Origin of the sequence: Nocardia seriolae NBRC 15557 (genome assembly GCF_007990715.1) — a bacterium.
Taxonomy (GTDB): domain Bacteria; phylum Actinomycetota; class Actinomycetes; order Mycobacteriales; family Mycobacteriaceae; genus Nocardia; species Nocardia seriolae.
Map to the genome: position 1 here is coordinate 62,940 of NZ_BJWY01000016.1, position 25,803 is coordinate 88,742.

Here is a 25,803-nt window from a genome sequence, read left to right on the forward strand (position 1 = left end):
ACCGAACGATCAAGCTACCGATACCGAAACCTCGACGCCAACCCGCTGTCGTGCATATCCCGATATGTCGCACTAAGGTTTGCCTTATGACTTTGGCTCAACGGGAGCGCCAGGCGCTGGTCGCGGCGATGGCGGAGGCCGGTCCGGACGCCCCCACCCTGTGCGGGGAATGGACGGCCCGAGATCTGGCCGCGCACTTGGTGGTTCGCGAGCGCCGCCCCGACGCCGCCCCGGGCATCCTGCTGAAGCCCTTCGCGCCGTACCTGGAGGGCGTGCAGCGCAAGGTCGCCCAGCGCCCCTTCGCCGAACTCCTGGACGAGGTGCGCAGCGGCCCGCCGTTCTACCTGCGCCCGGTCGACGCGCTGATGAACACCACCGAGATGTTCGTCCACCACGAGGACGTCCGCCGCGGCGCGCCCGGCTGGGAGCCGCGCACACTGTCCGCCGCCGACGAGAACCAGCTCTGGAAGGTGCTGACGGGCCTGGCGCGCATGGCATATCGCAAATCACCGGTTACTGTCGCGCTCTCCACGCCCGACGGCCGCCGCACCATCGCCAGCCAGGCCGGTGACCGCACCGTGGTGCTGGCCGGTCCGCCCTCGGAGTTGCTGCTGCACGCCTTCGGCCGCAATCAGGTCCGGCTCGAGGCCACGGGCGCGCCCGAGGATGTGGCGCTGGTCCACGCCTTGGACCGCAGCGTGTAATAAGCGCCCGAGCGGTCGGGAATGTGATGCCCATCGCCGTGACCAGGGCGGAGTGGCAGCGCACGGACTGGTCATGGGCGGGGTCGGCAAGACGGCCCTGGCCCTGCATGTGGCGCACCGGATCCGGAACCGGTACCCGGACGGGCAGCTGTACGCCGAGCTGTGCGGCGCGGGCGCCACGCCTGCCGATCCCGAACACGTGCTGGGCGCGTTCCTGCGCGCACTCGGGGTGGTGCAGAAGGAGATTCCGGGCGGCATGGCCGAGCGGGCGGCGCTGTTCCGCTCGGCGATCAGCGGCCGTCGCATGCTGGTGGTGCTCGACAATGCCAGTGACGCGGCGCAGGTCGCGCCGCTGCTGCCCGGCGAGTCCGAGTGCGCGGTACTGGTGACCGCCCGCCGTCCGCTCACCGCTGTTCCGGGTGTGCGGTCCGCCGCGCTGCGGGTCCTCGAACCAGAAGAGGCCGTCGAGCTCTTCGCCCGCATCGTCGGCGCGCCCCGGGTGGCGGCCGAGCCCGACGCGGTCCGCCGCATTGTCGAACTGTGCGGTCTGCTCCCCATGGCGGTGCGGATCGGGGCCGCCCGGGTGGCGGCGCGCCCGCAGTGGACGGTGGTGTCGGAGGCCGAGCGCCTGGCCGCCGAACGCCACGATCTCGACCGCTTCCGGGCCGGGGACCTGGCACTGACGGCCGCCTTCCGCGCGGGCTACGACCAGCTGCCCGTCGAGGCGGCCCGCGCCTTCCGGCTGCTCGCGGTGGCCGACCTCCCCGATCTGTCGCTGGCCGCCACGGCCGCGGTGCTCGACACCATCGAGCCGGTCGCCGAGGACCTGTGCGAGGAGCTGGTGGATCGCGGCATGTTGGAGTCCGTCGGCCGCGGCCGCTACCACTATCACGACCTCATGCGCCTGTTCGCGCACCAGATCGCCGTCCGCGCCGACGCCGGGACCGATGTCACCGCCCGCCTGCTGGACTTCTACCTGGCCACCATGAAAACGGTGCTGCGCGTGCGGCATCCGGGCCTGCGGCTGCGGCTCGCGCCGACCGGCCACCCGGGCACCCGCCTCACCGATCTGGATTCCACGCGGGAATTCCTCACCCTCGAGCGCCGCAACCTGAACGCGCTGTACCGGCTGGCCATCGCGGGCACGCCCCGGCATCGGGTGCTGGCCGCGGATCTCGCGCTGACCGTCGCGCAGACCGGGCTGGCCTGCGATGCCAGCATCGACCCGGCCCGCACGCTCGAGGAGCTGGCCCGGGCGAACGAGGCCGACGGGAATGCCGTCGCCGCCCGGCGCGCCCGGGTGTCGATGGTCTTCGCGCTGCTCGGCGAGCGGGACGAGCCGCATCGCGCCGCCGCGCACGTGAATCGCCTGCTGGCCGAGGACGATCCGGACTCCGACGCGTGGGTGTCGGGCGCGATTCACGCCTACGCCGGACTGCTGGCCCTGCACGACGGCGACCCGGCCCGCGCGGTCACGCATTTCGCCACCACGCTGACGATGGCCCGGCGCGTGGGCAGTCCCGAATGCGTCCGCCTCGCGTACTCGCTGCTGGCCCGGGCCTATTCGGCGGCCGGTCGCAATCGCGACTCGCTGGCCGCCGCGGCCCGCGCGGTGGTGGCCGACGACCGGTCCGGCGTGCGCCGCCATATCGTGTGGGGGCTGATCGAGGCGGCCTGGGTGCTCAGCGCCGAGGGCGAGTCCGACCGCGGCACCCGGCTTTTCGACGCGGCGCTGGCGCTGTCGCGCCGATTCGGCAGCACCCGTATCGAATCCATCGTGCATGCCCGGGCCGCCCGCGCCCACCTGGCCGACGGTCGTTTCGCCCAGGCGGCCGAGCACGTCGAACGCGCGGAGGCGACGCGGATCGCGGTCGGCATGGGGGCGATCTACACCCACAATCTGCTGGTCCGCTACACCGCGCTGCGCCGGCTGGGCCGCAATGTCGATGCCGCCGAGTGCTACCGCACCGCCGCCACCCAGATCCCCGACTTCGATGCCGCTCTCACCGCTTGGACCGCCGAGCCCCAGCTGCCCGCGGCCCGCTGAGTCCCCTCGGAGCCTGCTGCGTCCGTTCGGACTCCGCTGAGTCCTCTACGAGTCCGCCCGGTCCTTATCGAGGGCCCGCCGAGTCCTTTGCAGCCCGCCGAGCCAGCGCCTGAACACCCGCTCGCGGGCCGGTGAAAGGCCGGTTTCGGGTAGCGAGCGCCACATGTCTGATTCGGGTGGGCCGGGTGTTGCGGATGGTCCGGGTGGGGCCAGAGCGGCTAGCCTGGGACGCATGGCAGGTAAGGCCCGCACCGGAACGTCACGTACGAGAGCGGGGACTGCGCGGGGGCAGGGTCCTGCGCAGCCCCGGACTCGGAGTCCGCGCACGCCCGCCAAGGGGCGCCCGGCGGCGCGCAAGGCTCCGGCGCGGCGGCCGGTGCGGCGGCAGTCGAACACCGCGCCGCTGGCGGTGGTCCGGCGCGGGGTGTCCAGTGCGTGGAATATGACGGCGCGCGGACTGGGGGCCACGACCCGGGCGGTGAGCCGGGCGGGGGATATCGAACACGGGCATCGGCGGGACGGGATCGCGCTGGGGCTGGTGGCCTTCGGGCTGATCATCGCGGCGGCGGTGTGGATGTCGGCGGGCGGGCCGGTCGGGCACTGGGTGGACACCGCGGTGCGCTGGGTGGCCGGATCCGCTTCGGCGGCACTGCCGTTCGTGGCGGTGGGTATCGCGGTGGTCCTCATGCGGACCGAGCCGCATCCGGAGATCCGGCCGCGGCTGGTGTTGGGCGGGCTGCTGGCCGGGCTGCCGATACTCGGGCTGTGGCACATGGCGGCGGGGTCGCCGAGCGACGAGCACGGGCGCGAGCACGGCGCCGGATTCGTCGGCTACGTGGTGGGCGGGCCGCTGCGGGACGGGCTGAGCGCGTTCCTGGCGGTGCCATTGCTCATGCTGGCCATAGGTTTCGGCGTGCTGCTGCTGACCGGCACCCAGGTGCGGGATGTGCCCGCGCGCATGCGGGAGATCTTCGGCACGGACGCGGGCGGCGACGAATACGAGGGCTACTCCGAGGAGCACGGCCTCTACGATCCGGACGACTATGACGCGGACGGTTTTCCGCTGCACCGCCCGGAGGTGCGCAAGCGCCGCGGCAAGACGCCGTCGGAGAACTATCCGGCCGACGAGTTCGGCGGATCGGACGCCGTCACCGAGATCCTCGGCGAGCCGCCGTTGCAGGCCGCCAAGGACATCGCGGCCCCGGAGGAGAAGCCGAAGGCCAAGCCGCGCAAGCCCGCCCCCAAGGTCGTCGACCAGACTCCGCCGCCGCCGGAACCGCAGCAACTGGAGTTCGTCACCGACCGCGAGGTGGACGGCGACTACACCCTGCCGTCGCTGAACCTGCTCACCGATGGCGAGCCGCCCAAGAAGCGCAGCGCGGCAAACGAATCCATGATCGAGGCGATCACCGAGGTCCTGGTGCAGTTCAAGATCGATGCCGCGGTCACCGGTTTCGTGCGCGGCCCGACGGTCACCCGCTACGAGGTGGAGCTGGGCCCGGGCGTGAAGGTCGAGAAGATCACCGCGCTGGCCCGCAATCTCGCCTACGCGGTGGCCACCGAGAATGTGCGCCTGCTGGCCCCTATTCCGGGCAAGTCGGCCGTCGGCATCGAGGTGCCCAACGCCGACCGCGAATTGGTGCGCCTGGCCGATGTGCTGAAGTCCCCGACCACCCGCAATGATCACCACCCGCTGGTGATCGGTCTGGGCAAGAACATCGAGGGCGAATTCGTCACCGCGAATCTGGCCAAGATGCCCCACCTGCTGGTGGCCGGTTCGACCGGTTCCGGTAAGTCCAGCTTCGTCAACTCGATGCTGGTCTCGCTGCTGTGCCGCGCCACCCCCGAGGAGGTGCGGATGATCCTGATCGACCCGAAGATGGTGGAACTCACGCCCTACGAGGGCATTCCGCACCTGATCACGCCCATCATCACCCAGCCCAAGAAGGCCGCCGCCGCGCTGGCCTGGCTGGTGGAGGAGATGGAGCAGCGGTATCAGGACATGCAGGCCAGCAAGGTCCGCCACATCGACGACTTCAACCGGAAGGTGAAGTCCGGCCAGATCACCGCGCCCCTGGGCAGCGAAAGGGTCTACCGCCCTTACCCGTACATCCTGGCCATCGTCGACGAGCTCGCCGACCTCATGATGACCGCCCCGCGCGATGTCGAGGACGCCATCGTCCGCATCACCCAGAAGGCCCGTGCGGCAGGCATTCACCTGGTGCTGGCCACCCAGCGCCCGTCGGTGGACGTGGTGACCGGTCTGATCAAGACCAACGTCCCGTCCCGATTGGCCTTCGCGACCTCGTCGCTGACCGACTCCCGAGTCATCCTCGACCAGCCCGGCGCGGAAAAGCTCATCGGTATGGGTGACGGCCTGTTCCTCCCCATGGGCGCAAGCAAACCGACCCGTCTCCAGGGTGCATTCATCTCCGACGAGGAGATCGCCGGAGTCGTCGACTTCGCCAAGACCCAGGCCGAACCCGACTACCAGGAGGGCGTCACCGCCGCCAAGGCGGGCGAGAAGAAAGACGTCGACCCCGACATCGGCGACGACCTCGACCTGCTCCTCCAGGCCATCGAACTGGTCGTCACCTCCCAATTCGGTTCCACCTCCATGCTCCAGCGCAAACTCCGCGTCGGCTTCGCCAAGGCGGGCCGCCTCATGGACCTCATGGAAACCAGGGGAGTGGTCGGCCCCTCGGAAGGCTCCAAGGCCCGCGACGTCCTCGTCAAGCCCGACGAACTCGACGGCCTGCTCTGGACCATCCGAGGCGGCGGCGAACCGCCCGCCTCGGATGATCCGGAGTCCGAAGACTTCTGACCTCGATCCCGAAAGATCCGAGCACTCCTCGCCGCCGAGGGGGAGGAGGTGCTACCGGGTGGTGCCTCGCGGCTGGAATGCCGTGAGCGCCTCCAGGATTCCGACGGCGATGAGCCACAACCCGGAGGCGGTGATGGTCGGGGCTGGCCTCAGCCGCGCAATGTCCGGCTGGGCGGTAGGCCGTAGGACTGGCGGTACCAGGCCGCGAAGCGGGCCGGGTGGGTGAAACCCCAGCGGGTGGCGATGGCTTCCACGGTCGCGCCGGTGGTGGGGTCGGCGGCTTGCAGGTCGCGGTGGGCGTTGGCGAGACGGATGCGGCGCAGGTAGGTCACGGGTGTGGTGTCGAAGTGCCGGCGGAAACCGGCTTGCAGCGCCCGGGGAGTCACGCGGGCGGCCGCGGCGATCTGCGCCAGGGTGAGGGGTTCGGCGGCGTGCTCTTCGATGAATTGTGTTGCGCGGCGCAGGACTGCGGGCACGGTATCGCCGGGGCCGGGGGTGTAGTCGCCGGTCATGGTGGAGTTGGGGAATGCGGTGAGCAGTGCGATGGCCGTCAATCGCTTCAGCTCGTTGAGCATCAGAGGGTTGATGCCCTGGCTTCCGGAATCGATCAGGCGGCGGTACAGGAAGGTGGAGGTATCGGCCCACAGTTGCCGCGCGCCCGCGAGCGGTGTCATGTCGTGGAAGCGCAGCGGCCCGGCGAGATCGGTTGCCTCCGCGGCGTGTTCGGCGATTTCGGAGAGCGGAAGCCGGACCAGGCTGTAGATCATGTCCTGTAGGTCGGTCATCCAGTCCGAATCCATCGGCGCCAGGAACATTCCGCCCGCACTCAGCGACAGCTGCTGTTTCGCGGTACTCAGCCGGCCACGACCCGCGAGCAGCACCGCGGCGAGCAGGCAGTCGGACGGCGCGCCGTCCGCGTGATAGGCGATCCCGGAGAAGCGCAGCAGATCGGCGCCGAGCCCCTCGGCGGTGGCGGATCGCACTTCGACGCGCAACCGCTGTGGCGACGACACGGTGATCCGAGCGCGATGGTCGATCACGAGGCTTTTGACCACCTCGACGCCGCGATCCGGTTCGCTCGTCCGGATTTCGGCCCGTTCGACGGGAACAGTCACGGCACCCCCACGCGATCGTGTCTCTCGCTGCCTTCCACCCGACCTGCATTGCCCCACTTCATAACATCGGGCTCCTCATCGCCGAGGATAGCCAGATTCGGAACGCGATATCCGGAAAGCGAGGCAACTCGCTCGTGGCGCGGATGATGGACGGCGGTGCGACCGATACTGGAATCACGCTCTGCGAGAACGGGACACTGCGATGATGCACCCCCCGGCTCCCGCAGTGCCCGGGCCCCGCGGAGAAATCACCCCTCGCCCGCGGGGCCACACCCTCTTCCGTCTCGGGAGGAGACGGAACCGAACGGCGTTGCGTTGATTCGTGCCCTAACGCACCGCCGCGTCGCACCGGCGCTGATCCTGCTGGCGCCCCGGCGCCGGTGCGGCCGGAGCGGACTGCTGCACCCTACCGGGGCTCACCCGCCGATGATGAGCAATCATCTTTTCGGACAGGGCGATTGGCTTCGGATGGGGTGGGCGAATTCGGGTCGGCCTCGGGGAGGGGCAGCGATGGGCGGGGTGCGTTCGAGACGCTGGGCGAGACTGGCCGCGATGGCCGCCTGCGGGGTCGCGGCCAGCGTGCTCGCACCGATGGCGGCCGCCGAGCCGGGCGGTGGATTGCGGTGGGGGTCGTGCCCGCAGGAGGCGAACGCGGCCGGGGCCGAATGCGCGAGCCTGTCGGTGCCGATGGAGTACGCGATACCCGATGGGCGGCGGATCGATATCACGATCTCCCGGATCGCCGCGAGCGATCCGGCGGGCAGGCGCGGGGTGCTGTTCGCCGGACAGGGCGGTCCGGGCACGGGTGCGCTGGGATTCTGGGCGGCGCGGAACACGGTGGTGCCCGCCCTGCATCGGGAGTTCGACGAGATCGCGGTGCAACCGCGGGGCCTGCGATGGTCGCTCCGCACGTCGATCACGCGCAGGGCTGGAGAGCGCGGGAGGCCGGGCTCACCGAGCTGTTGGAGTGGATCGCCGCGAACGATTCGGTCTACGGGCTGGGCGATACCCGCAATGCCGTTGCCGCCGAATGGGTTCGGCAGGTCGATGCGCAGGGCGGCGGCTGGCTGGCTCGCCTCGACCCCGCGCTCGGCGGTGCGGCGGGTGCGTTCACCTGCAACGAGGACCCGGGTGTTCCCGATCCGGCCGCGGTCTCGTCCGCGATCGGCGACTTCGTTTCCGGTGCAAGTATTTTCGTGTTCTTCTCCGGGTTGCGGGACTCCGGCGCATTCTGCGGAGCCTGGCCGTCCTCGTCCGAGCGCGTCCGGGTCGACGGCATCGGCCTGAGCACCCGCCCGCTGGTGTTGCAGACCACTCGTGACGCCGCCACCCCGGCTGCGGGCGGCCCCGTCATGGCCGCGGCCCTGGGCGGCACCCTGGTCTGGATCGACGGCACCGATCACGGCGCGTTCGCCCGCGGCAACCCACCGGTCGACGTGGCGGTCGTGCATTACCTCGAAACCGGCGAAGTCACCCTCGCTTCCGCTCCCGCCGCACCCATCGTCACCCCCAGCCCGCCCGCCGAACCGCCGCGTCCGGCGGGCGGTCAGAGTTAGAACGTGTTCTATATTCGAGGGTGACCGTTTCGCGAGCCCTCGGGAGTTCTCTACATGTACCAGTGGTCCGATGAAGACCTGATGTTCCGTGATGTGTTGCGCGGGTTCATCGACAAGGAGATCAAGCCGCACGTCGAGGAGTTGGAGAGCGGGGCGTTGCCGCCGTTCGACATCATTCGGAAGCTGTATGCGACCTTCGGGCTGGATGAGATGGCTCGGGAGGGGCTGGAGAAGGCGTTCGCGAAGGAAGAGGGCGGGAGTGCCGGGAAGGCGGGCGGGGGGTTCAGCGGGTCGGGGTCGATGGGGGTCATCCTCAACAGTGAGCTGGCGGGGATCAGTCTCGGGCTGGTGGCCTCGATGGGGGTGAGCCTCGGGCTCACCGTCGGGACGATTCGCAGCCGCGGCACCCTCGCGCAGAAGAAGCGGTGGCTGCCGGAGCTGGTCACGTTCGAGAAGGTCGGTGCGTGGGCGATCACCGAACCAGATTCGGGCTCGGACGCTTTCGGCGGGATGAAGTCGTATGTGCGCCGGGACGGCGAGGACTACATCCTCAACGGCCGCAAGACCTTCATCACCAATGGGCCCTACGCCGATGTCACCGTCGTCTATGCCAAGCTGGACGAGGAGGACGGCACCGACCGCCGCGACCGCAAGGTGCTGACCTTCGTGCTCGACCAGGGCATGCCCGGCTTCACCCAGAGCAAGCCGTTCAAGAAGATGGGCATGAACTCCTCGCCCACCGGTGAGCTGTTCTTCGACAATGTCCGCATCACCCCGGACCGGCTGCTCGGCGAGACCGAGACCCCGACCAAGGGCGACGGAAAGGACAGCGCCAAGGAGTCTTTCGCCGCCGAGCGCATCGGCATCGCCTCGCTGGCGCTGGGCATCATCAACGAATGTCACCGGCTCTGCGTGGATTACGCGAAGTCACGCAAGCTGTGGGGCAAGGAGATCGCGCAGTTCCAGCTCATCCAGCTCAAGCTGGCCGAGATGGAGATCGCGCGAATCAATGTGCAGAACATGGTGTTCAACGCCATCGAGCGCACCGCGGCGGGGGAGAAGGTTTCCCTCGCGGAGGCGTCGGCCATGAAGCTGTACTCCTCGCGCGCGGCCACCGAGGTGGCCATGGAGGCGGTGCAGCTCTTCGGCGGCAACGGCTATATGGCCGAGTACAAGGTCGAGCAGCTGGCCCGGGATGCCAAGTCGCTCATGATCTACGCGGGCAGCAACGAGATCCAGGTGACCCACATCGCCAAAGGGCTGCTCGGCGCGTAACCGGCCGGACTCCTGGGGATTCCTGTGAATTCGCTCCGAACGAGACAGTGAAGCACTATCGTTTCTCATCGCTCACGGCTGCCGTGAGCGATGAGAGGAGCACACCCATGAGTAACACCCGGCGCGCTGGTATCGGCGCGACCGCGTTCGGCGCCGCGGCGGCCGTCGCGATGCTGACCGCGCCCAATGCCAGCGCCCTGGTCACCGGCATCAGCGTGGCCAGCAGCGACAAGTACTGCGCCAACCAGGCTTACACCGTCGCCGTCGATGTGACCGCGACGTCGTTCCTGTTCAGCGTCAGCCTGAGCGACAACGACACCAAGGTCGGCGACGCCAAGCCGTCGAACGGAGTGGCCACGTTCTCCTGGACCCCGACCACCACGGGCTCGCACACCCTCAAGGCCGTGCAGGAAGTCATCAGCAACAAGTCCACCACCGTCACGGTCGTCGACTGCACCACCACTCCCGGCGGCTCCGGCTCGTCGGCCGCCAACCCGCTGGCGGGCCTGCTCAGCAGCCTCTCGGCGCACTGATTCCACCCGGGCTCTGAGTCACCGACCCCGCCGGGCACCGCGCTGCCCCGAAAGCCGTTGTGCCCGGCGGGGTTCGGCTCTCATCCGCCGAAGATCGCCTTCGGTTCGCCCAGATACCAGGTGTTCTCGATGCGCATACGGTGAATGAGCCAGCGCTCGCCGTCGCGCACCAACTCCAGCTCGTACGGGTTCTTCAACAGAGCAAAGGTCCCGTGATCGTCGATGAGCAGGTGCTGCGCCTCGATCAGCGCGCTCATCCGCGCGGTGTCGCCGTCGACGGCGATGCGCGGATTGGTGACCTGATGCGTGGTCTCCACGCGCCCGGTGAACATGGCCAGGATCGCCGACACGATGGCGTCGCGACCGCCCATCACCGGCGGCTCCCCGCCCCAGCGCGCGGCCGCGGGCCGGAAGTCCAGCTCGGCGTCGGCGGTGAACGCCGAGGCGAACAGCGCGGCGTCCTTGCGGTCCTGCCCGAGCGCGAATCGATAGAGGGCATCGGTGATCTCGGCCCGATCGCGCAGCTCGGCGGCCACGGCGGCGGCATCGTTCGCGGGCGTGGCCAGGGCGCGATGGGTGCGGCTCACGTCGGTGTCCGGAAACTCGGTCATGGCACCGACCCTAGGAGGGTCCCGGCGGCGCGCGAGGGGACGATTCGCGCCAAGAAGGGGAGTCGCGCCGCCACCCCGGGGGAGTGGCGCAGTTATCACCCCGGAGACACGTTGCCCCGGAACAATATCGGCCCGGAACGCGGTTGTAGCCGATCCAGCGAGATTCGGCGACACCAGGAGATCCCATGGCAGCACAGCAGCGCCCGGCCACCGCCGGCCTGGCCGATACGGTGTCGTCCCACGTGGCCCGGCTCGCGCTGGACACGGCCGAGCAGGCCGGGGTGCCGTGCTCGGAACTCGCGCCGCTGGCCAAATTGATCCGAATGAGCGCGCCGGACAATCGAACCCGGGTCCCGACCACGGACATGGTCCGGCTATGGGAGATTCTGCGGCAGCACGTGGGACCCGAGGCGGGCGTGCGGATGGCCGCGCTGGCCGACCCCGGCAGCCTGCACGTGTGGGACTACCTGATCCAGGCCGCGCCGACGATGTCGGAGAGCCTGCGCACCGCCGCCGCCCACACCGCGACGATCTGCGATCCGGCCGTCTCCATGCACGTCGCCGACGACGGGTCGCGGCTCGCCCTGGCCATTGCCGACTCGCCGTTCGGCGGACCGGCGGTCGCCGCGTTCACCGAATTCGCGCTGGCGGTCACCCAGCGCCGGATCCGGGAGAGCTTCGGCGCGTGCGCGATTCCCGTGCGCGTCGACTTCACCCATGCCGCGCCCCGGGACACCGGCTATCTCGCCGACGCCTTCGGCACGGGGAACATCCACTTCGGGCAGGAGCGGGCCGGTATGACCTTCCTGCCCGCCGCCGACCTGCGCGAGCGCCCGCCGCATGACCCGCGGCTGTACGGGATCCTCCAGGACTACGCGCGGCATCTGATCGACCATCCGCTGCCCGCGCCCTCCTGGCCGGAGTCGGTGCGCACGGTCATCCGATTCGTCGTGTCCGGCAACACTTCTCGCGGTATCGATATGGGGGAGGTGGCCGGTCGCCTGAACCTGAGCCCGCGTACCTTCCAGCGCCGCCTGGCCGAATACGGCACCAGCTGGCGCGCCGAACTCGAAGCGGCCCGCCATGAATTGGCCCTGGAGCTGCTGGCCGATCCCGGCATTCCGGTGCGCACCGTCGCGCTGCGGCTGGGCTACGACGATCACCGCACCCTGTCGCGGGCCTTCCAGCGCTGGACCGGGCTGACCCCGACCGAATACCGCCGTGCCACCGACCCGGTGGATCGGGGGCGGCCGGGAACGGTGGTTGCTGCGAGTGAACCGGAATGACCAACCGGTCGGCATCCAACATTGAGAGGTCGACCGGCGCGGGGCGTTCGGTCCGATAGGCCGGGTGTCTATGGTGTTTGACACGGATTTTCGGACCAATCGGCGGATGTTGCCACCGAATCGCGCGGTCTGTGACTAGGTTTCCGGTGTCGAAGGTGAACCTGTGCGCGTGGCCGGAGGAACCGTGGAGACCACCTATCGCCTGTCCCTGCACAGGTTCGTCGTCTCACAGCTGTCGGGAAACGGAATCGATGCCGACTGGTTGCTCGGGGAGGTGGGCATTCCCGAGTGGACGATGGACGACGGCGATATCCAGGTGCCGAGTTCGGCGTTCACGCGGCTGTGGGAGGTGGCTGCCAAGGCGGTGGACGACCCCATTCTGCCGGTGCGCCTGGGCGGCCGCTTCACCCTCGGCGCGGGCGGGCTGTGCGACTACCTGTTCTCGACCTCACCGACCATCGGCGAGGGCCTGGCCACGGTCGGCCCGTACATCAGCGATATCAGCACCAATCACCGGCTGTCCCTCATCGAGGAGGGCAACGGCGACATCAAATTCGGTTTCGAGATCATCGAGGGCGACGACCGGGCCCGCGACCTGACCCACCTGTGGGCGGTGGCCTCCCTGCTCGGGCGGCCGCGCCGGGTGGCGGCGGGCACGTTCGACGCGGAGCTGGTCCGGCTGCGTCAGCGCGCGCCGCGCACCTACACCGACATGTACGACCTGCTCGGCACGCGGGCAATCGAATTCGGGGCGGCGGAGGATTCGATCACCTTCCGGGCCGCCGACATGGACGTGCCGCTGACCACCGCGGACCCGGTGCTGCACGGGATTCTGGAGAAGGTCGCCGCGACCGTGCCGCCGCCGCCCGCGCTGGCCAGTGCCTGGGTCGATCAGGTGGCCGGGGCGCTCGCGGAGGCGCTGATCGCCGGGGACGCCTCGCTCGACGCGGTGGCGCGGCGGCTCATGGTGGGACGGCGGACGCTGCAGCGCAGGCTGGCCGAGGCGGGCACCACCTGGCGGCAGGAATTGGATCGCGCCCGGCTGGAACGCCTGCGCCGCGTCGATTCCGGCGGGGCGCATCTGGGCCCGGCCCGGCAGGCCGAGATCCTGGGTTACGCGGGCCCGCAATCGATTCGCCGGGCCGCGCGGCGCTGGGAGTCGATCGCCGAGCGGCGGGTCTCGGATGCCATCATCCTGGCGATGCGGGCCTGATGCCCGGATCGGTGCTGAGATCCCCTCCGGCTCGGCAACGATCAACCATCCGGCCGCGATCAGCGGGTCAGCCACGATCGCGTCCCCCACGGAAGCGCGAGCGGGGACGTCTGCTCCGCAGTGACGCGTCGCCTTGGACCTCGTAGAGCCGGGCGAACTTCGGATTCGACTGCGGCATGGGCGTACTCATCAGCTCGGGATCCAGGACCAGGGCCGTGCGCTCGGCATCGAACACGACATCGTGGATGCCCAGCACCATGGCGATGCCCTCGTAGACCGGATTGGGCGCCACGGTCACCTCGGCGCGTTTGATGGCCTGCCGCATGGGCAGCGCGTCGCGCTGCACGCTGACGAGTACGCCGATGTCGTGTTCGAGCGAGAAGCGCCGCACGTCGGCGGGCACCATGGAATCGTCACGCGCCAGCACGATCTCGTCGCCGTGCGGTTCGAGGGTGTGGTGGGCCAGTGAGCAGGACTGCTCGGCGAACCGGATGCCGACCTCGAAGGCGCGCTGGACGCTGGGCTGGCTCATGACGGCGAGTTCGAGCGCGGCCAGCATGGGCGGGTGGCAGGTCAGGCCCGCCATCAGCCCGAAACCGGGTTCGTCGTTAATACCGCGCACGATACTGCGCATCACGGTCACCTGCTGGGTGTAGGTGACCTCGGTGTCCGGGTCCATGAGCTGGCCGTGCCGTAGATCGGTGTCGCGTAGAACGGATCCGATCGACAGGCCGCGGCCCAGGGCGAAGTCCACAAGCAGCGCGGTGCTGAAGATCGGACGCCTGCGGAACTGGCGCTCGGCCGTGATGTGGTTGATCACCGGGGCTCCACTGTCACCTCTGGTGTGTTGGTTTGCGCTCCCCCCGATTCTTCGGATGAGGTCCGAGTGTGCCGGCGGGCGAACGGCGCACCTGGATCCCGCATACAGCTTCGTGAACCGCGGGCGGCGCGGACAGCACCGATTGCGCCAAGCCGCCGCTGATTGCGCCAACCCGTCGCTGATTGCGCTCCGCCCGGTGATCGGCCGGAAATCGATCATCGAATTGCCCGGTGTCGCCCGATTCAGGCAGGTCGAACGAGTTCGGGTGCGGTGAATCGGCGCTATTCGGGCGCGTGCGGCTGTCCCAATTCCATCGTCTCGTGACCGGAATCGTGCTGGCCAAACAATCTTGGCAACCTTATAGTTAATTCAACGCCACATGATGCGTCATCCCGTTCGCCTCGTCTGTGAAGCCAATTGCGCGGCAATACGTTTCGGTGCCGTGCGGAATCGACTCGAATCGAGGACAGCATGTCCGTGCCCGAATTCCCCGCTGCCCTGACCGAACTGGAGATCGTGCCCCCGCCTGGCCACCCCATTCTTGCTCTGCCCGTACGGGTCTCGCCCTTCGGTGCGCGGCTGGAGCGGCACACTCTGGAATGGGCGGATTCCTACCAGCTGCTCGAGACGGCGCGCCAGCGGGAACGATTGGCCGGAACCCGGCTCGGCGAACTCATAGCGCGCGCATTCCCTTTCGTGCGTGAGGACCGCCTCGAGCCCCTGGCGGGCTGGTTCACCTGGGCATTCATCATCGATGACTGGTACGACGGGCCCGGCGGCGAAGTGATCGACGGTCACGACCGCATGCTGACGCAGGTACTCGACGCGCTGCCGGTGGACGGGCGACACCGGGTCACACACCCGGGCACGCTCTTTCGGCAATTGGCGGCGGTGTGGACCCGGATGGCCGGACCGCAGAGCGTCCAGTGGCGGCTGCGCTTCGTCGACTGCATGGCCGCCTTCATGGAGTCCTTCGGCTACGAGGCGATCAACCGGCGCGCGGCGGTGACGCCCGGGGTCGTCTCCTATACTCAGCTGCGGCGGCAGTCGGGTGGGATCACGCCCTGCCTGAATCTGCTGGAATATGCTGCCGGACTGGAGGTTCCGGGCATCATCCGGCGCAGCGACCCGTTCCAGCGGATGTTCAACTGCGCGGCGGATGCCGTCGTCTGGGTCAACGACGTGGTGTCGCTGCGCAAGGAACTCGCCATCGGCGAGGTAACCAACGGTGTGCTCGCGCTGGCCGCCGAACGCCGTTGTGGCCTGCCGGAGGCGGTCCGCGCGGCCTATCGGCGGGTGGCGGCAGTCATCGATGAATTCCACCGTGCCGAAGCGGAATTGGAGCATCTCTGCCGGGACTGGCGGGGGCTGCCGGAATCCGACCAGCGCGCCGTGCGGCTCTTCGCGGACGGCATGAAGTACTGGATGCGCGGAAATCTCGACTGGTCACTGCATTCGGACCGCTACCGCCGCCCCGAACGCATCCGCCTCGGCACCGCCCCCACCCTGGTCTCCGACTGAATCCCGCCCACCTCGAATCGGTTCCACCCACCTCCGCGTAGCCCTGCCCTTTTCCGAATCGTCTCGGGGAGATCCCTCATGGCTGTCCTTTCCCTGGGCGCGTCGAGCTCCGGCGCGCCGATCCCCAGCGCGCCGGGTGCGTTGCCGCTGCTCGGCCACAGCCCCGCACTGCTCCGCGACCCCCTGTCCCTGCTGCGCGCGCTGCCCGAGCACGGCGACCTGGTCCGATTGCGGGTTGGCGCAGGCGAGTTCGTTGTGGCGTGCACGCCGGAGCTGACTCAGGAACTACTCCACGACCCGCGCACCTTCGACAAGGGCGGCTTCTTCTTCGACCGCCTGCGCGAACTGACGGGAAACAATGTCGCGTCCTGCCCGCACGCCGAGCATGCCGCCCAGCGGCGTCGGGTGCAGCCCATCTTCCGCCGGGACCGGATGCCCGGCTACGGCCGGACCATCGTCGAGCAGGCCGCCGCGGTCACCGGTGGCTGGCGTGACAATGCGGTGATCGACGTGTTCCCCGACATGCTGCGCATCGGCGCGCGCTGCGCCGCGGTCCTGGTCTTCGGCGCGACCTTCCCGCCGAAGGCGTTGGAGCGCACCATCTCCGACATCACCCTGTACGTCGAAGGCATCTTCACCCGCATGTTCCTACCCCCGGTGCTGGCCCGCCTGCCCCTGCCCGCCAACCTCCGCTACGGGCAGGTGCGAAAGCGACTGCGCCACGCGGTCTCCGCCATGGTCGACGGCTACGGACGCGCCGACCACCCCGCAGGCGGCGATCTGCTGACCGCCCTGATGGATTGTGCCCCGACACCGGGCGACCCCGAATCCCCTGCGGGACTGGTCGATCAGCTGACCCTGATGCTGATGGCGGGCACCGAATCGACCGCGACCACCGTCGCCTGGGCCCTGCACGAACTCTCCCGAGATCCCGTGCTCCAGCACCGCGTCCAGATCGAGGTCGACGCCGCCATCGGATCCGGAACGCCGACCCACGCGCACATCGGACACCTCGAACTGACCGGAAGGGTGCTCACCGAAACCCTGCGAAAGTACCCGGCCGCATGGATTCTCAGCCGCGTCGCCACCCGCGACACGATTCTCGGCGGTCACCGCATCCCCTCGGGCACGACCCTCGTCTTCAGCCCGTATCTCCTGCATCACCGCCCCGACGTCTTCCCCGACCCGGACCGCTTCGACCCGGACCGCTGGCTACCGGCGAACGTCTGCCCGGTTATGCGAAAAGCCTTGATTCCCTTCGGCGGTGGCACCCGCAAGTGCGCGGGCGACACCTTCGCGATGGTCGAATCGGCCCTGGTGCTGGCCTCGATACTCACCCGCTGGTCCCTGGATCCGGTGCCGGACACCAGAGTCCGCCCGGCCGCCTACGGGGCCTTGCAGCCGGATGGACTGCGACTCAGGGCGGTCGGCCGATCCGGATAGAGCGAACTGCTCCGCGCGCTATTCGAGGATGCCGTTCTCGATGGCGAAGAGGGTGGCCGCGCCCCGGGTCGATGCGTTGATCTTGGTGTAGATGTGCTGGATGTGGTGATCGGCGGTCTTGGGCGAGATGACCAGGCGGTCGGCGATTTCGCGGGTCTTGAGACCGTGGGCGAGCAGGCGCAGGACTTCGATCTCGCGGGCGGTCAGCCCGGATCGGTGGGCGGGCCGCGGGTTGCCGGGATGGCCCGCGGCCGCGAGGACACGTTCGACCGCACCGGGGTCGAGGCGGCCGTCGGCGCTCATGGCGCGCAGGTCGGTCGCGGCGGCGGCCGGGGTGAGCGCGGCGCGATGCGGGCGGTCGGCGGTCATGGCCGCGTAGCAGTCGGCGGCGGCGAGGACGCGCTGGACATCGTCGAGTTGACCGCCGCGCAGCCGACGGCAGTAGCCGCTGCCGTCGAGGCGCTCGTGCGCGCCCGCCGCCGCGTCGGCGAGCCCGGCCAGGGCGGGGACCCGGCGCAGGAGTTGATCGGTGAGCAGCGCGTGGGATTCGGCCCGATCGCGCTCGTCGCGGGTGAGCGGTCCGGGCTTGTCCCAGATGGTGTTCGGGACGCCGACCCGGCCCAGATCGTGGACCAGGGCCGCCGCCTCCGCCGCCGGACCGGCCGCCTGCCCGGCGAGTGCGGCCACCGATCTCGAATGACCGGCGGTCCACGGGGATTGGAGATCGGCGAAATCGGCCAGCACCAGCAGCGCTTCCCGTAGTCGAGCGGCATCGAGTGGAACCCGCCCGGGCGCGAGGGCCAGTGCGGCGTCCCAGGGATCGGCGGACTCCAGGGCAGCCCACCACTCGTCACCGTGCGCGAGCAGGATATCGGTGAGGTCCGGGTCGTAACCGCGGCCGCGCCGCCGCCGGATGAGCGCGAGCGCGGCGGGCACGCCTTCGACGCGGGCCAGGATCTCGAACTCGTACGTCAGCAACGCGATTCGCATGGCCTGCGGAATCGCCTTGCCGCGCAGGCCGTTCGGAAACCCGCGTCCGTTCCAGCGTTCGAACGACGCCCGCAGCGCGGCCTGCACCGGCTCACCCAGCCCGAGCCGTTTCGCCAGCGTGTCGGCCACCTCGCAGGCGGTGCGGAAATTGAGCTCGGCGGCCTTGCGCCCGCCCGCCAGGATCGACAGCATCGACCGGAACCGGTCCAGCCCGTGCCGGTCCCGTCCCGCGGACTCGACCATGGCCCGGACCACGACGAGCGGGTCGGAGAAGTCGAGTCGCGCTGTGCGGGCCCGCATCTCGATTTCGTCACCGAAGACCACCGCCATGTCGAAGGCGTGTCCGGTGCAGCCGAGAAACCGCAATGCCGAAGTCCACCACACGGTTTCGCAGTCCTCGTCGGAACACCCGGCCGCGCGCGCGAGCCGCCCGGCGAGCACCGTCGCCCGCAGCTGGCACCCCGGCGGCTGTCCCAGGGCATGGTCCTGCATGGTGGCCAATAACGCTGCCACCTCGGCCGATGTCGGTGTGACCTGCACGGCTGAATCATAGATAGGGAGTTCTCCCGACGCGGTTCGCCGCCCCGGACGCGCATCCTCGAACTACCCGCCGGGCCCCGACGACCCGGCGACGACCCGAGGAGCATCCCATGTCCACCACCGACACCACCGTCGCCCGATTCCTCGACCGCCTGGCCGACGCCTGGAAGACCAACGACGGCACCGCCCTGGCCGAGCTGTTCACCACCGACGGCTCGATCATCAACCCGTTCGGCGAACGCGCCGACGGCCGCCCCGCCATCGCCGCCATGTACACCCGCTACTTCGAGGGGATGCTCGCCGGAACCACCACGACCTGCACCCTCGACACCCTGCGCCCCGTCTCCGACACCACCGCCCTGCTCGACGCCGAACAGATCATCACCGCCTTCACCGGCGAAACCGCCCTGGCCGTCCACCTCTCGGCCCTCCTCCACCGCGACGGCGACACCTGGCAGTTCATCGACTGCCGCCCCTACGTCCCCGCCTCCCGCCCCTGAACCCGACGCCTCGCCTGAACCCAACGGCGAAGCGGGAGGCCGAAATACCGACTCGCGCACGAAATGTGGGGTTCACCGAAGCGGGCTACGATTCGCGCACCACAGGATTCGCGCCAAGGGTTCGCCGTCGGCCGCAGGGAACAGGGAGGCGGCTCGAGATGGCGCTTCGGATTTGGCTGAGCAGTGCCGGGGCCGCGAGTGTGCAGGTCATGCGGTTGCTGCGGGAGAACCCGGATGGGTTCGAGGTCCGCGTCTACGCCAGCAATGTGGATCCGGAGGCGGTGGCGCTGTCGGCGTGCGATGTGGCCGAGGTCGAGCCCCGCCACGTCGGGAACGACGAGTACGCGCGGTTCGCCCTCGACTTCTGCCGGCGGCACGAGATCGACGTCCTCATCCCGCCGCGCCGACTCGACGCGCTGGCCGACCGGCTGGAGGAGTTCGCCGCGGTGGGAACCAAGGTGATGTGCTCGCCACCGGCGGCGGTGCGGATGCTGACCAACAAGGTGCGCGCGTATGAATCCGCCGGGGCGGCCGGCATTCCCGTGCCGCCGTGGCGGGCGGTGTCGGACGCGGAGGGGTTCCGGGCGGCCGTGGCGGAACTGTCCGCCGAGGACGAGGTGCTGTGCCTGAAGCCCGCCGGGGAGTATTCGGCGTTCGGGTTCCGGGTCCTGGACGACCGGCCGCTGAGCATGGCGAGCCTGCTGGCCCCGGCCGAGCCCTCGGCCTCGGTCGACGCGGTGGCCGAGGCGTTACGGCGGGCGGCCGAGGAGGGGGAGCGGGTGCCCGAACTGCTGGTCATGCCCTACCTCGACGAGCCGGAGATCAGCATCGACTGCCTGTCGGCCCCCGGAGGCGAACTGCTGGTGGGCATTCCGCGGGCCAAGGAGGGCCGCTTCCGCACCGTGCTGGACGATCCGGAGCTGACCGATATCGCCCGGCGATTGGTCAAGCACTTCGAGCGGTCGTGTCTGACCAACGTGCAATTGCGCTACTACAGGGGCGAACCGGTGCTGCTGGAGGCCAATCCGCGCCCGTCGGCGGGCCTGTTCCACACCGCCTTCACCGGCGTGAACCTGCCCTGGTCCGCGGTTCGGCTGCTGCTGCACGGTGATCCGGGCCTGACGCGCCAGCCGCGGCTGGGCCTGCGCCTGGCCATCGCGGAGGCGGTCATGGAAGTCCTGCCGAACCCCGTCCTGTCGTAAACGAACGATGTTGACTTCACCGCACTATAGCTATCTACACTCTGGCTATCGTCTACTAGAGCTAGACGGGCAGTTGTGGAAGAGACTGTGGTGCGGGCCGATCCGCGGGTGCGGGCGACGGCCGTCGTCTGGATCCTGTGTTCGGCGTCGTTCATGGCCATGCTCGACGTGTTCGTGGTCAATGTGGCCTTCGGGCAGATCGGGGAGAGCTATCGGGGATCGTCGCTGGCGAACCTGAGCTGGGTGCTCAACGGCTACGCCATCGCCTATGCGGCGCTGCTGATTCCGGCGGGACGACTGTCGGATCGGCTGGGGCGCAAGAACGGCTTCCTGATCGGACTGGCCGTCTTCACCCTGGCCAGCGCCCTGTGCGCGGTCGCGCCGACGCTGTGGCTGCTGGTCGCGTTCCGGGTGTTGCAGGCAGTGGGCGCGGCGGTGCTGACACCGGCCGCCCTGGGCCTGATGCTCACCGTGCTGCCGCCGGAGCGGGTGAGCGGCGCGGTGAAGATCTGGGCCACAACCAGTTCCGTGGCCGGGGCGCTCGGCCCGGTGGTGGGCGGCGCGCTGGCCGAGGTGTCGTGGCGGCTGGTGTTCGTGATCAATATTCCGGTCGGCATCGCGGCCGGCATCGCCGCCCTGCGCATGATTCCCGATCTGCGCCAGCGGTCCGGGGCCCGCATGCCCGACCTGGCGGGCGTGGCCCTGCTCATCGCCGCACTCGGCACCCTGTCGCTGGGCCTGGTGGAGAGCGGCGCCTGGACCGGCGCGGCGGTGTGGACCGCGCTCGGCGTCTCGGCGATCCTGCTGGCGCTGTTCGTGATTCGAGTGCGCCGCCACGCCGATCCGGTGGTGCCGCCGCAGCTGTTCCGAGTGCGCTCCTTCGTCTGGGCCGACGTCACCGTGCTGGCGTTCTGCACCGCCTTCGGCGCGTCGTTCCTGAGCATGGTGCTGTGGCTACAGAACGTCGCGGGCTACGGCGCGCTCGAGGCGGGTTTCGCCATCGCGCCCGGACCACTGATGGTGCCGCCCTTCGCCGCCGTCGGCCAATGGCTGGTCCGCCGACTGCCGGTGAATGCCGTTGTCGCCCTGGGCAATCTGCTCTTCGCCGCCGGGACCCTCCTGTTGATCGCCGACTCCGGCACGCCTGTGCGCTACGCCCGCGACGTGCTGCCGGGCTGGATGATCATCGGCGCGGGCATCGGCCTCACCCTGCCCAACCTGATCGCCACCGCCGTGGCCGAACTCCCCGCGGACCTGTCCGCCACCGGCAGCGCGGTGGTGAACACCGCCCGCCAGCTCGGCTATGTCCTGGGCGTCGCCATCCTGATCGCCGTCTTCGCCGCGGCCGCCGACCCGATCGCCGGGTTCCGCCACGGCTGGTGGTTCATTACCGCCACCGCGGTATTCGGGGCGGTCACCGCTGTGGGCGTCCGCGCGCGAGCGTAGCGGCGCCACCCGGCACGTCGGGTCAGGCTCGCGAGGTGAGCAGGGCGGTCCCGGCGGCGGACGCGGCCACGGCAGCCGTTGCGTAGTCGCGCATTCGGGACTCGTAGGCGCGGAGCGCGGTGGCGGGGGATCGATCTCCGGTGCGCGGCGCGCCCAGCGCCTCGGCCAGGGTCGCCGCGTCCCGCAGGGCGGTGTTCGCGCCGAGTCCGGCCGCGGGGCTCATGGCATGGATGGCGTCGCCGAGCAGGGTGATGCGGTCCTCGGGGAGGGCGGGCACGGTGTCCGCGGTGCGAACGGCGGTGGCGGCCACGGTATTCGGATCGGCCGCGGCGAAAGCGGCGCGCAGGCCCGGATGCCAGTCCGCGGTCGATTCGCCGATCATCCGAAGGATTTCGGGGCCGGAGCGGTTCAGGTGACCGAGTGCATCGGCCGGGCCGAAGAACGCGAAGTAGAGATAGTCGGGCACCGGGGTCAATCCGGGGTGAGCCTCGAAAGGCTGGGGGCGGAACAGCATCGCGTCGAGGATGACGGCGTGGTCGGGAGCGAAGACGACGGAGGTGCCCGTCAGCAGGGAGGCGGGAAGGGCGGCCCGGGTCGACGGGGTGAGAACGATCTTCCCGTAGGTGCACGCGGCACCGGTTTCGCTCGGTTCCGGCAGCGACAACTGCTGTCGCACGGTGGAATTCGCGCCATCGGCGGCGATGAGAACATCCGCGGTGACCGTCGTGCCGTCCGCGAAACGGGCTGTCACCCGATCGTGGAACTCTGTCACGCGGGTCAGCGCCTTGCCGAAATGGACACGATCGGCGATTCCGCTCAGAAGCACCTCGCGCAGGGTCGAGCGATTCACGCTCAGGTCGCCGGGCACCTCGGGGGCGTCGGCGACCTCGCCGGGCGACCAGGTGTCCACGGCGCGGCCGACGATCTCGTTCATGCCGGTGTCGATGAACCGGCCGCCCGACAGCGTCACGGCGCAGGTCTCTCGAACCAGCTCGTAGAGGTCGTCCGGCAGGCACTGCCCGAGGCTCTGTCGTCCCTGCTCGTCGAGCCGGAATCGATAGCCCTGGGTGCGGCTGTTCAAGGCCGGGTCCCGCTCGAACACCTCGAACGCCACGCGCCGGCGGTGCAGTCCTTGCGCCAGGCACAGCCCGCCCAGACCCGCACCGATGATCGCCACTCGCAACATCGTCGACACCTTCATTCTTCCAATGGATTTCGTCAGCTAAGGTCACCCTAAAATGACCGACGGGCGGAAGGTGGCCAACCATGACCCCGAAACGGCCGGCCCGCACCGGCCCGCCGTTGCTGGCGATCACCCGGGCGGATATCGGCCCCGGCGGCGTTCTCGACTCCCATCGCCATGCCGAGCACATGATCGCCTGGGCGGCGACGGCCACCGCGACCCTGCGCACCGGCGCCCGCGACTGGCTCGTCCCCCCGACCCACGCGCTGTGGGTGCCCGCGGGCACCGACCACGCGGTCGAAATGCTGCGGCCCGGCGACTTCTGCGCCGTCGTGCTCGACCCGGCCCGCTGCCCGATCGACTGGCCCGAACCCACCGGAGTCCGGATCACCCCGCTGGTCCGCGAACTCATCCGCCACCTCGACGCGAACCCGCACCGCGACGACGCCGGACGGCAGGCCGAATCGCTGCTGCTCACCCTGCTGGAACCCGTGCCCACCACCACGTTCCAGGTCCCGCTGCCCGAGGACCCGCGCCTGCGCGTGATCGCCGACGCCCTCATCGCCGACCCCGGCTCCGACCGCGACCTGGCCGCCTGGGCGCATTTCGCCAACGCGAGCGTCCGCACCGTCAGCCGCCTGTTCGCCGCCGAGACCGGCATGACCTTCGCGCAGTGGCGCACCCGCGTCCGCATCCGCGCGGCCCTCACCCACCTGGCCCGGGGCGCCTCGGTCGGCGCGACCGCGCGGGCCGTCGGATACCGGAAACCCAGCGCCTTCGCCGCGACCTTCCACCGGCTGACCGGACAGCACCCGGGCGTCTATTCGCGCTGAGCTCATCCCACTGTTCCGGAAATCCCGATCCAGCCCGCGGTCGCGCGGTTACAGTGGGCGTTCCAATTAGAAGCGTTTGCGCTTCACATATTTCGGTACGGATCGATAAGAGGTACACGGCCAGTGAAGAGTTCGGCACGGTTGCGGTTGCTCGCGGCGGCCACGGTCTGCGGCACCGCGGCTGTCCTCGCCGCGATGGCACCGGCCACGGCGGAAACATCCGACGGCAAAACCCTCGTGGTGCTCGGCGATTCCTTCTCCGCCAACGGGGCGATCCTCGACCTGCTGAACCCGGGCGGGGACACCGGCTGCAAACACGTGCCGACCTCCTGGCCGACCCAGCTGACGCAGCGAATGGGCTTGTCGCCGGATGACGTCGAGGACACCTCCTGTCAGGGCGGCTCCATCGACACCTCCGGCTGGACCCTGGTCCACCAGGTGAAACGCGCCATGTCCGACAACGCCTTCGGGCCGCGCACCCACACCGTGACAATCCAGCTCGGCATGAACGACGCCTGGGGAACCGACAACCTGATCGCCCTGTCCCGCGCCATGCCCTGCCTCATCGACCTCATCAACGGCTGCGGCCCCGAAGCCACGGCCCAGGGCCGAGCCCCCGACCCGGACACCATCACCGCCCAGGCCTATGCCACCCGCATCCGCCAAGCCGTCGACTACATCCGCTACTACGCCCCGAACGCCCGCATCCTGCTCGTGGGCTACCCCGAGATCCACTCTCCCGGAAGCGATTCCGCCTGCGCTACCATCCTCGGCATCGACGTGGTCCAACCCCGGGCCGCCGCGATCACCGAATTCCTGGACCACCTCGACACCGCCCAACGCGATGCCGCCACCCTCCTGAACCTGACCTTCCTCGACACCCGGGCCCTGACCGCAGGCCACGGCCCCTGCACCCCCGACCCCTGGGTAGACGGCGTACTCGACCCCCGCACCGAACCCCTCGGCTTCCCCTGGCACCCCTCCGCCCGAGGCGACTCGATCCTCGCAACCGCCGTGCAGGAGTGGATCACCCGATAGCGAACGAGACTCCCGGCCCGCGTGCGCCTGCCGACTCCCGGAGTCGGCAGGCGCAGGGGCGTCGGCCGGGCGGCTCATTTCCAGGCCGACGCGGTCCGGGTGCGCACGAGGCGCAGTGCGTTTTCGCCCGGGTCAGCCGAGGGCCGGAGCGATGACGCGCGCGGCGCCCTGCATGCCCTGTGCGGTGGGGTGATAGAAGAAGGTGGGTTGATCGACGAGGACGCCGTCGACCCATTCGGTTCCCACGGCCGCGCAGACGCCGTGTCCGGCGCTGGGGGTACGGATGTCGGCGTAGGTGGCGTTGTGGGCCAGGGCCTGTTGCTGAAGTGTTTGCATCAGATAGTCGAAGGTGGACTGGATGTAGTCGGCGTCGGCGGCCCACACCGGATCCTTGGGCCAGCAGCCACCGGCCTGGTAGTAGGTGAGATAGCCGGTCACCACGACCTTGGCCGCGGGGGCGAGCTTGTGGATTTGATCCAGTACGGCGCCGAAGGTGGGAGCGAATGTGTCGACGCGGGCGCGGAGTTGATCCACGCCGTTGACGACATAGAAGTTCTTGCAGTACGTCGCCGTCGACGACGGGGCCGGTGCGGGGTTGATGCAGGAGGGGACCACCGATCCCATCTGAATGTCATTGGCGCCGACGGCGACCGTCACCAGATTGGTGTCACTGCTCAGCGCCTGGTATTGGGGAGCCACCGCACCGAACTGCTTGCCGGAGAAGTCGGCGGTGGTCGCGCTCGAACAGGTGACGTCTGTCAGCTGCGCACCGATCGCGGCGGCCACCAGGTGCGGCCAATTGTGATCCGACCGCAGGCATTGGGCATCGATCTGAGTGGGAATCAACGGCCCCGCCGCCGAGGAATCCCCCATGGCCACGTACTTGACCGTCGACTGCGCTGTCGCCGGTGCGGACATGACGCTGCCGACGGCCGCGGACCATCCGCCGAGCAGCAGCGCAAAGATCTTGATACCAGAGGTTTTACCCATGTCTTCCTTGCTTTCGTAAGGGCCGCCGTTGGCCCGAGCAATAAGTGAGACCGCTTGATGTCACTATTGGAAGTAGAGCATGCCGGTACCTGCACGCATGTTGGATTCGAGATGATCCGCGTCGATTAGTACT

At 69.4% G+C, this 25,803-nt stretch carries 22 protein-coding genes; 15 read left to right on the forward strand and 7 right to left on the reverse strand.

Annotation, left to right across the window (positions count from 1 at the left end):
- The first annotated feature begins 86 nt into the window (after window positions 1-86).
- From NS2_RS07870 to NS2_RS07880, 3 genes are all read left to right on the forward strand, one after another.
- Window positions 87-704, forward strand: a complete 618-nt coding sequence (locus tag NS2_RS07870) for a TIGR03085 family metal-binding protein (protein ID WP_033086590.1) — start codon at window positions 87-89, stop codon at window positions 702-704.
- A gap of 52 nt (window positions 705-756) precedes the next feature.
- Window positions 757-2,751, forward strand: a complete 1,995-nt coding sequence (locus tag NS2_RS07875; RefSeq protein ID WP_052486581.1) for an ATP-binding protein — start codon at window positions 757-759, stop codon at window positions 2,749-2,751.
- A gap of 232 nt (window positions 2,752-2,983) precedes the next feature.
- Window positions 2,984-5,575 carry a DNA translocase FtsK gene (locus NS2_RS07880; protein ID WP_036548941.1) on the forward strand — a complete coding sequence of 864 codons (2,592 nt, stop codon included), beginning with the start codon at window positions 2,984-2,986 and terminating at the stop codon, window positions 5,573-5,575.
- 149 nt (window positions 5,576-5,724) lie between these two features.
- On the opposite strand, the gene NS2_RS07885 is transcribed toward NS2_RS07880, so the two are convergent.
- Together NS2_RS07885 and NS2_RS36710 are read right to left on the reverse strand one after the other, a co-directional pair.
- On the reverse strand, window positions 5,725-6,690 hold the full coding sequence (locus tag NS2_RS07885) for a helix-turn-helix transcriptional regulator (protein ID WP_186817585.1): 966 nt from the start codon (window positions 6,688-6,690) through the stop codon (window positions 5,725-5,727).
- A gap of 437 nt (window positions 6,691-7,127) precedes the next feature.
- Entirely contained in the window at window positions 7,128-7,493 is a 366-nt protein-coding gene (locus tag NS2_RS36710) for a hypothetical protein (RefSeq protein ID WP_197707839.1), read from the reverse strand.
- Between the two features lie 93 nt (window positions 7,494-7,586).
- Here NS2_RS36710 and NS2_RS07890 point away from each other — a divergent pair, with 93 nt between their 5' ends.
- The 3 genes from NS2_RS07890 (at window position 7,587) to NS2_RS07900 (ending at window position 10,054) form a co-directional block, all read left to right on the forward strand.
- The gene (locus tag NS2_RS07890) at window positions 7,587-8,246 is read left to right on the forward strand and encodes an alpha/beta hydrolase (RefSeq protein WP_033086586.1); all 660 of its coding nucleotides are present in this window, start codon (window positions 7,587-7,589) and stop codon (window positions 8,244-8,246) included.
- 54 nt (window positions 8,247-8,300) lie between these two features.
- Window positions 8,301-9,521, forward strand: coding sequence for an acyl-CoA dehydrogenase family protein (locus NS2_RS07895; protein WP_033086585.1), 1,221 nt, complete (start codon window positions 8,301-8,303; stop codon window positions 9,519-9,521).
- A 107-nt stretch (window positions 9,522-9,628) separates the two neighbouring features.
- Window positions 9,629-10,054, forward strand: a complete 426-nt coding sequence (locus NS2_RS07900; protein WP_033086584.1) for an Ig-like domain repeat protein — start codon at window positions 9,629-9,631, stop codon at window positions 10,052-10,054.
- A gap of 80 nt (window positions 10,055-10,134) precedes the next feature.
- Here NS2_RS07900 and NS2_RS07905 read toward each other — a convergent pair whose 3' ends face one another.
- Window positions 10,135-10,665: a nuclear transport factor 2 family protein gene (locus tag NS2_RS07905; protein ID WP_045436711.1), complete on the reverse strand. Its 531-nt coding sequence runs from the start codon at window positions 10,663-10,665 to the stop codon at window positions 10,135-10,137.
- Window positions 10,666-10,850: 185 nt separating this feature from the next.
- Here NS2_RS07905 and NS2_RS07910 point away from each other — a divergent pair, with 185 nt between their 5' ends.
- Entirely contained in the window at window positions 10,851-11,951 is a 1,101-nt protein-coding gene (locus NS2_RS07910; RefSeq protein WP_033086583.1) for a helix-turn-helix transcriptional regulator, read from the forward strand.
- A gap of 169 nt (window positions 11,952-12,120) precedes the next feature.
- Window positions 12,121-13,164 carry an AraC family transcriptional regulator ligand-binding domain-containing protein gene (locus NS2_RS07915; RefSeq protein WP_235263947.1) on the forward strand — a complete coding sequence of 348 codons (1,044 nt, stop codon included), beginning with the start codon at window positions 12,121-12,123 and terminating at the stop codon, window positions 13,162-13,164.
- A gap of 67 nt (window positions 13,165-13,231) precedes the next feature.
- Here the strand turns inward: NS2_RS07915 and NS2_RS07920 are convergent, their stop codons facing one another.
- Window positions 13,232-13,984, reverse strand: a complete 753-nt coding sequence (locus NS2_RS07920) for an AraC family transcriptional regulator ligand-binding domain-containing protein (RefSeq protein ID WP_033086582.1) — start codon at window positions 13,982-13,984, stop codon at window positions 13,232-13,234.
- Between the two features lie 471 nt (window positions 13,985-14,455).
- On the opposite strand from NS2_RS07920, the gene NS2_RS07925 reads away from it, so the two are divergent.
- Together NS2_RS07925 and NS2_RS07930 are read left to right on the forward strand one after the other, a co-directional pair.
- A complete protein-coding gene (locus NS2_RS07925) occupies window positions 14,456-15,505 on the forward strand; it encodes a terpene synthase family protein (RefSeq protein ID WP_033086580.1) in 1,050 nt (349 codons plus the stop codon).
- Between the two features lie 78 nt (window positions 15,506-15,583).
- Window positions 15,584-16,948 carry a cytochrome P450 gene (locus tag NS2_RS07930; RefSeq protein ID WP_071344392.1) on the forward strand — a complete coding sequence of 455 codons (1,365 nt, stop codon included), beginning with the start codon at window positions 15,584-15,586 and terminating at the stop codon, window positions 16,946-16,948.
- Window positions 16,949-16,966: 18 nt separating this feature from the next.
- Here NS2_RS07930 and NS2_RS07935 read toward each other — a convergent pair whose 3' ends face one another.
- Window positions 16,967-18,478 carry an HD domain-containing phosphohydrolase gene (locus NS2_RS07935; RefSeq protein ID WP_033086579.1) on the reverse strand — a complete coding sequence of 504 codons (1,512 nt, stop codon included), beginning with the start codon at window positions 18,476-18,478 and terminating at the stop codon, window positions 16,967-16,969.
- Window positions 18,479-18,588: 110 nt separating this feature from the next.
- Between NS2_RS07935 and NS2_RS07940 the strand changes: the two genes are divergently transcribed.
- The 3 genes from NS2_RS07940 (at window position 18,589) to NS2_RS07950 (ending at window position 21,626) form a co-directional block, all read left to right on the forward strand.
- Window positions 18,589-18,978, forward strand: coding sequence for an SgcJ/EcaC family oxidoreductase (locus NS2_RS07940; RefSeq protein WP_052086129.1), 390 nt, complete (start codon window positions 18,589-18,591; stop codon window positions 18,976-18,978).
- 158 nt (window positions 18,979-19,136) lie between these two features.
- A complete protein-coding gene (locus NS2_RS07945; protein ID WP_071811731.1) occupies window positions 19,137-20,180 on the forward strand; it encodes an ATP-grasp domain-containing protein in 1,044 nt (347 codons plus the stop codon).
- Window positions 20,181-20,255: 75 nt separating this feature from the next.
- A complete protein-coding gene (locus tag NS2_RS07950) occupies window positions 20,256-21,626 on the forward strand; it encodes an MFS transporter (protein WP_228102877.1) in 1,371 nt (456 codons plus the stop codon).
- 22 nt (window positions 21,627-21,648) lie between these two features.
- Here NS2_RS07950 and NS2_RS07955 read toward each other — a convergent pair whose 3' ends face one another.
- Window positions 21,649-22,812: an FAD-dependent oxidoreductase gene (locus NS2_RS07955; RefSeq protein ID WP_033086578.1), complete on the reverse strand. Its 1,164-nt coding sequence runs from the start codon at window positions 22,810-22,812 to the stop codon at window positions 21,649-21,651.
- An 80-nt stretch (window positions 22,813-22,892) separates the two neighbouring features.
- Here NS2_RS07955 and NS2_RS07960 point away from each other — a divergent pair, with 80 nt between their 5' ends.
- Both NS2_RS07960 and NS2_RS07965 read left to right on the forward strand, forming a co-directional pair.
- Window positions 22,893-23,642, forward strand: a complete 750-nt coding sequence (locus NS2_RS07960) for a helix-turn-helix transcriptional regulator (RefSeq protein WP_033086577.1) — start codon at window positions 22,893-22,895, stop codon at window positions 23,640-23,642.
- A 123-nt stretch (window positions 23,643-23,765) separates the two neighbouring features.
- A complete protein-coding gene (locus NS2_RS07965) occupies window positions 23,766-24,680 on the forward strand; it encodes an SGNH/GDSL hydrolase family protein (protein WP_052086126.1) in 915 nt (304 codons plus the stop codon).
- A 132-nt stretch (window positions 24,681-24,812) separates the two neighbouring features.
- On the opposite strand, the gene NS2_RS07970 is transcribed toward NS2_RS07965, so the two are convergent.
- The gene (locus tag NS2_RS07970) at window positions 24,813-25,670 is read right to left on the reverse strand and encodes an SGNH/GDSL hydrolase family protein (protein WP_081985733.1); all 858 of its coding nucleotides are present in this window, start codon (window positions 25,668-25,670) and stop codon (window positions 24,813-24,815) included.
- Between the last annotated feature and the right edge of the window lie 133 nt (window positions 25,671-25,803).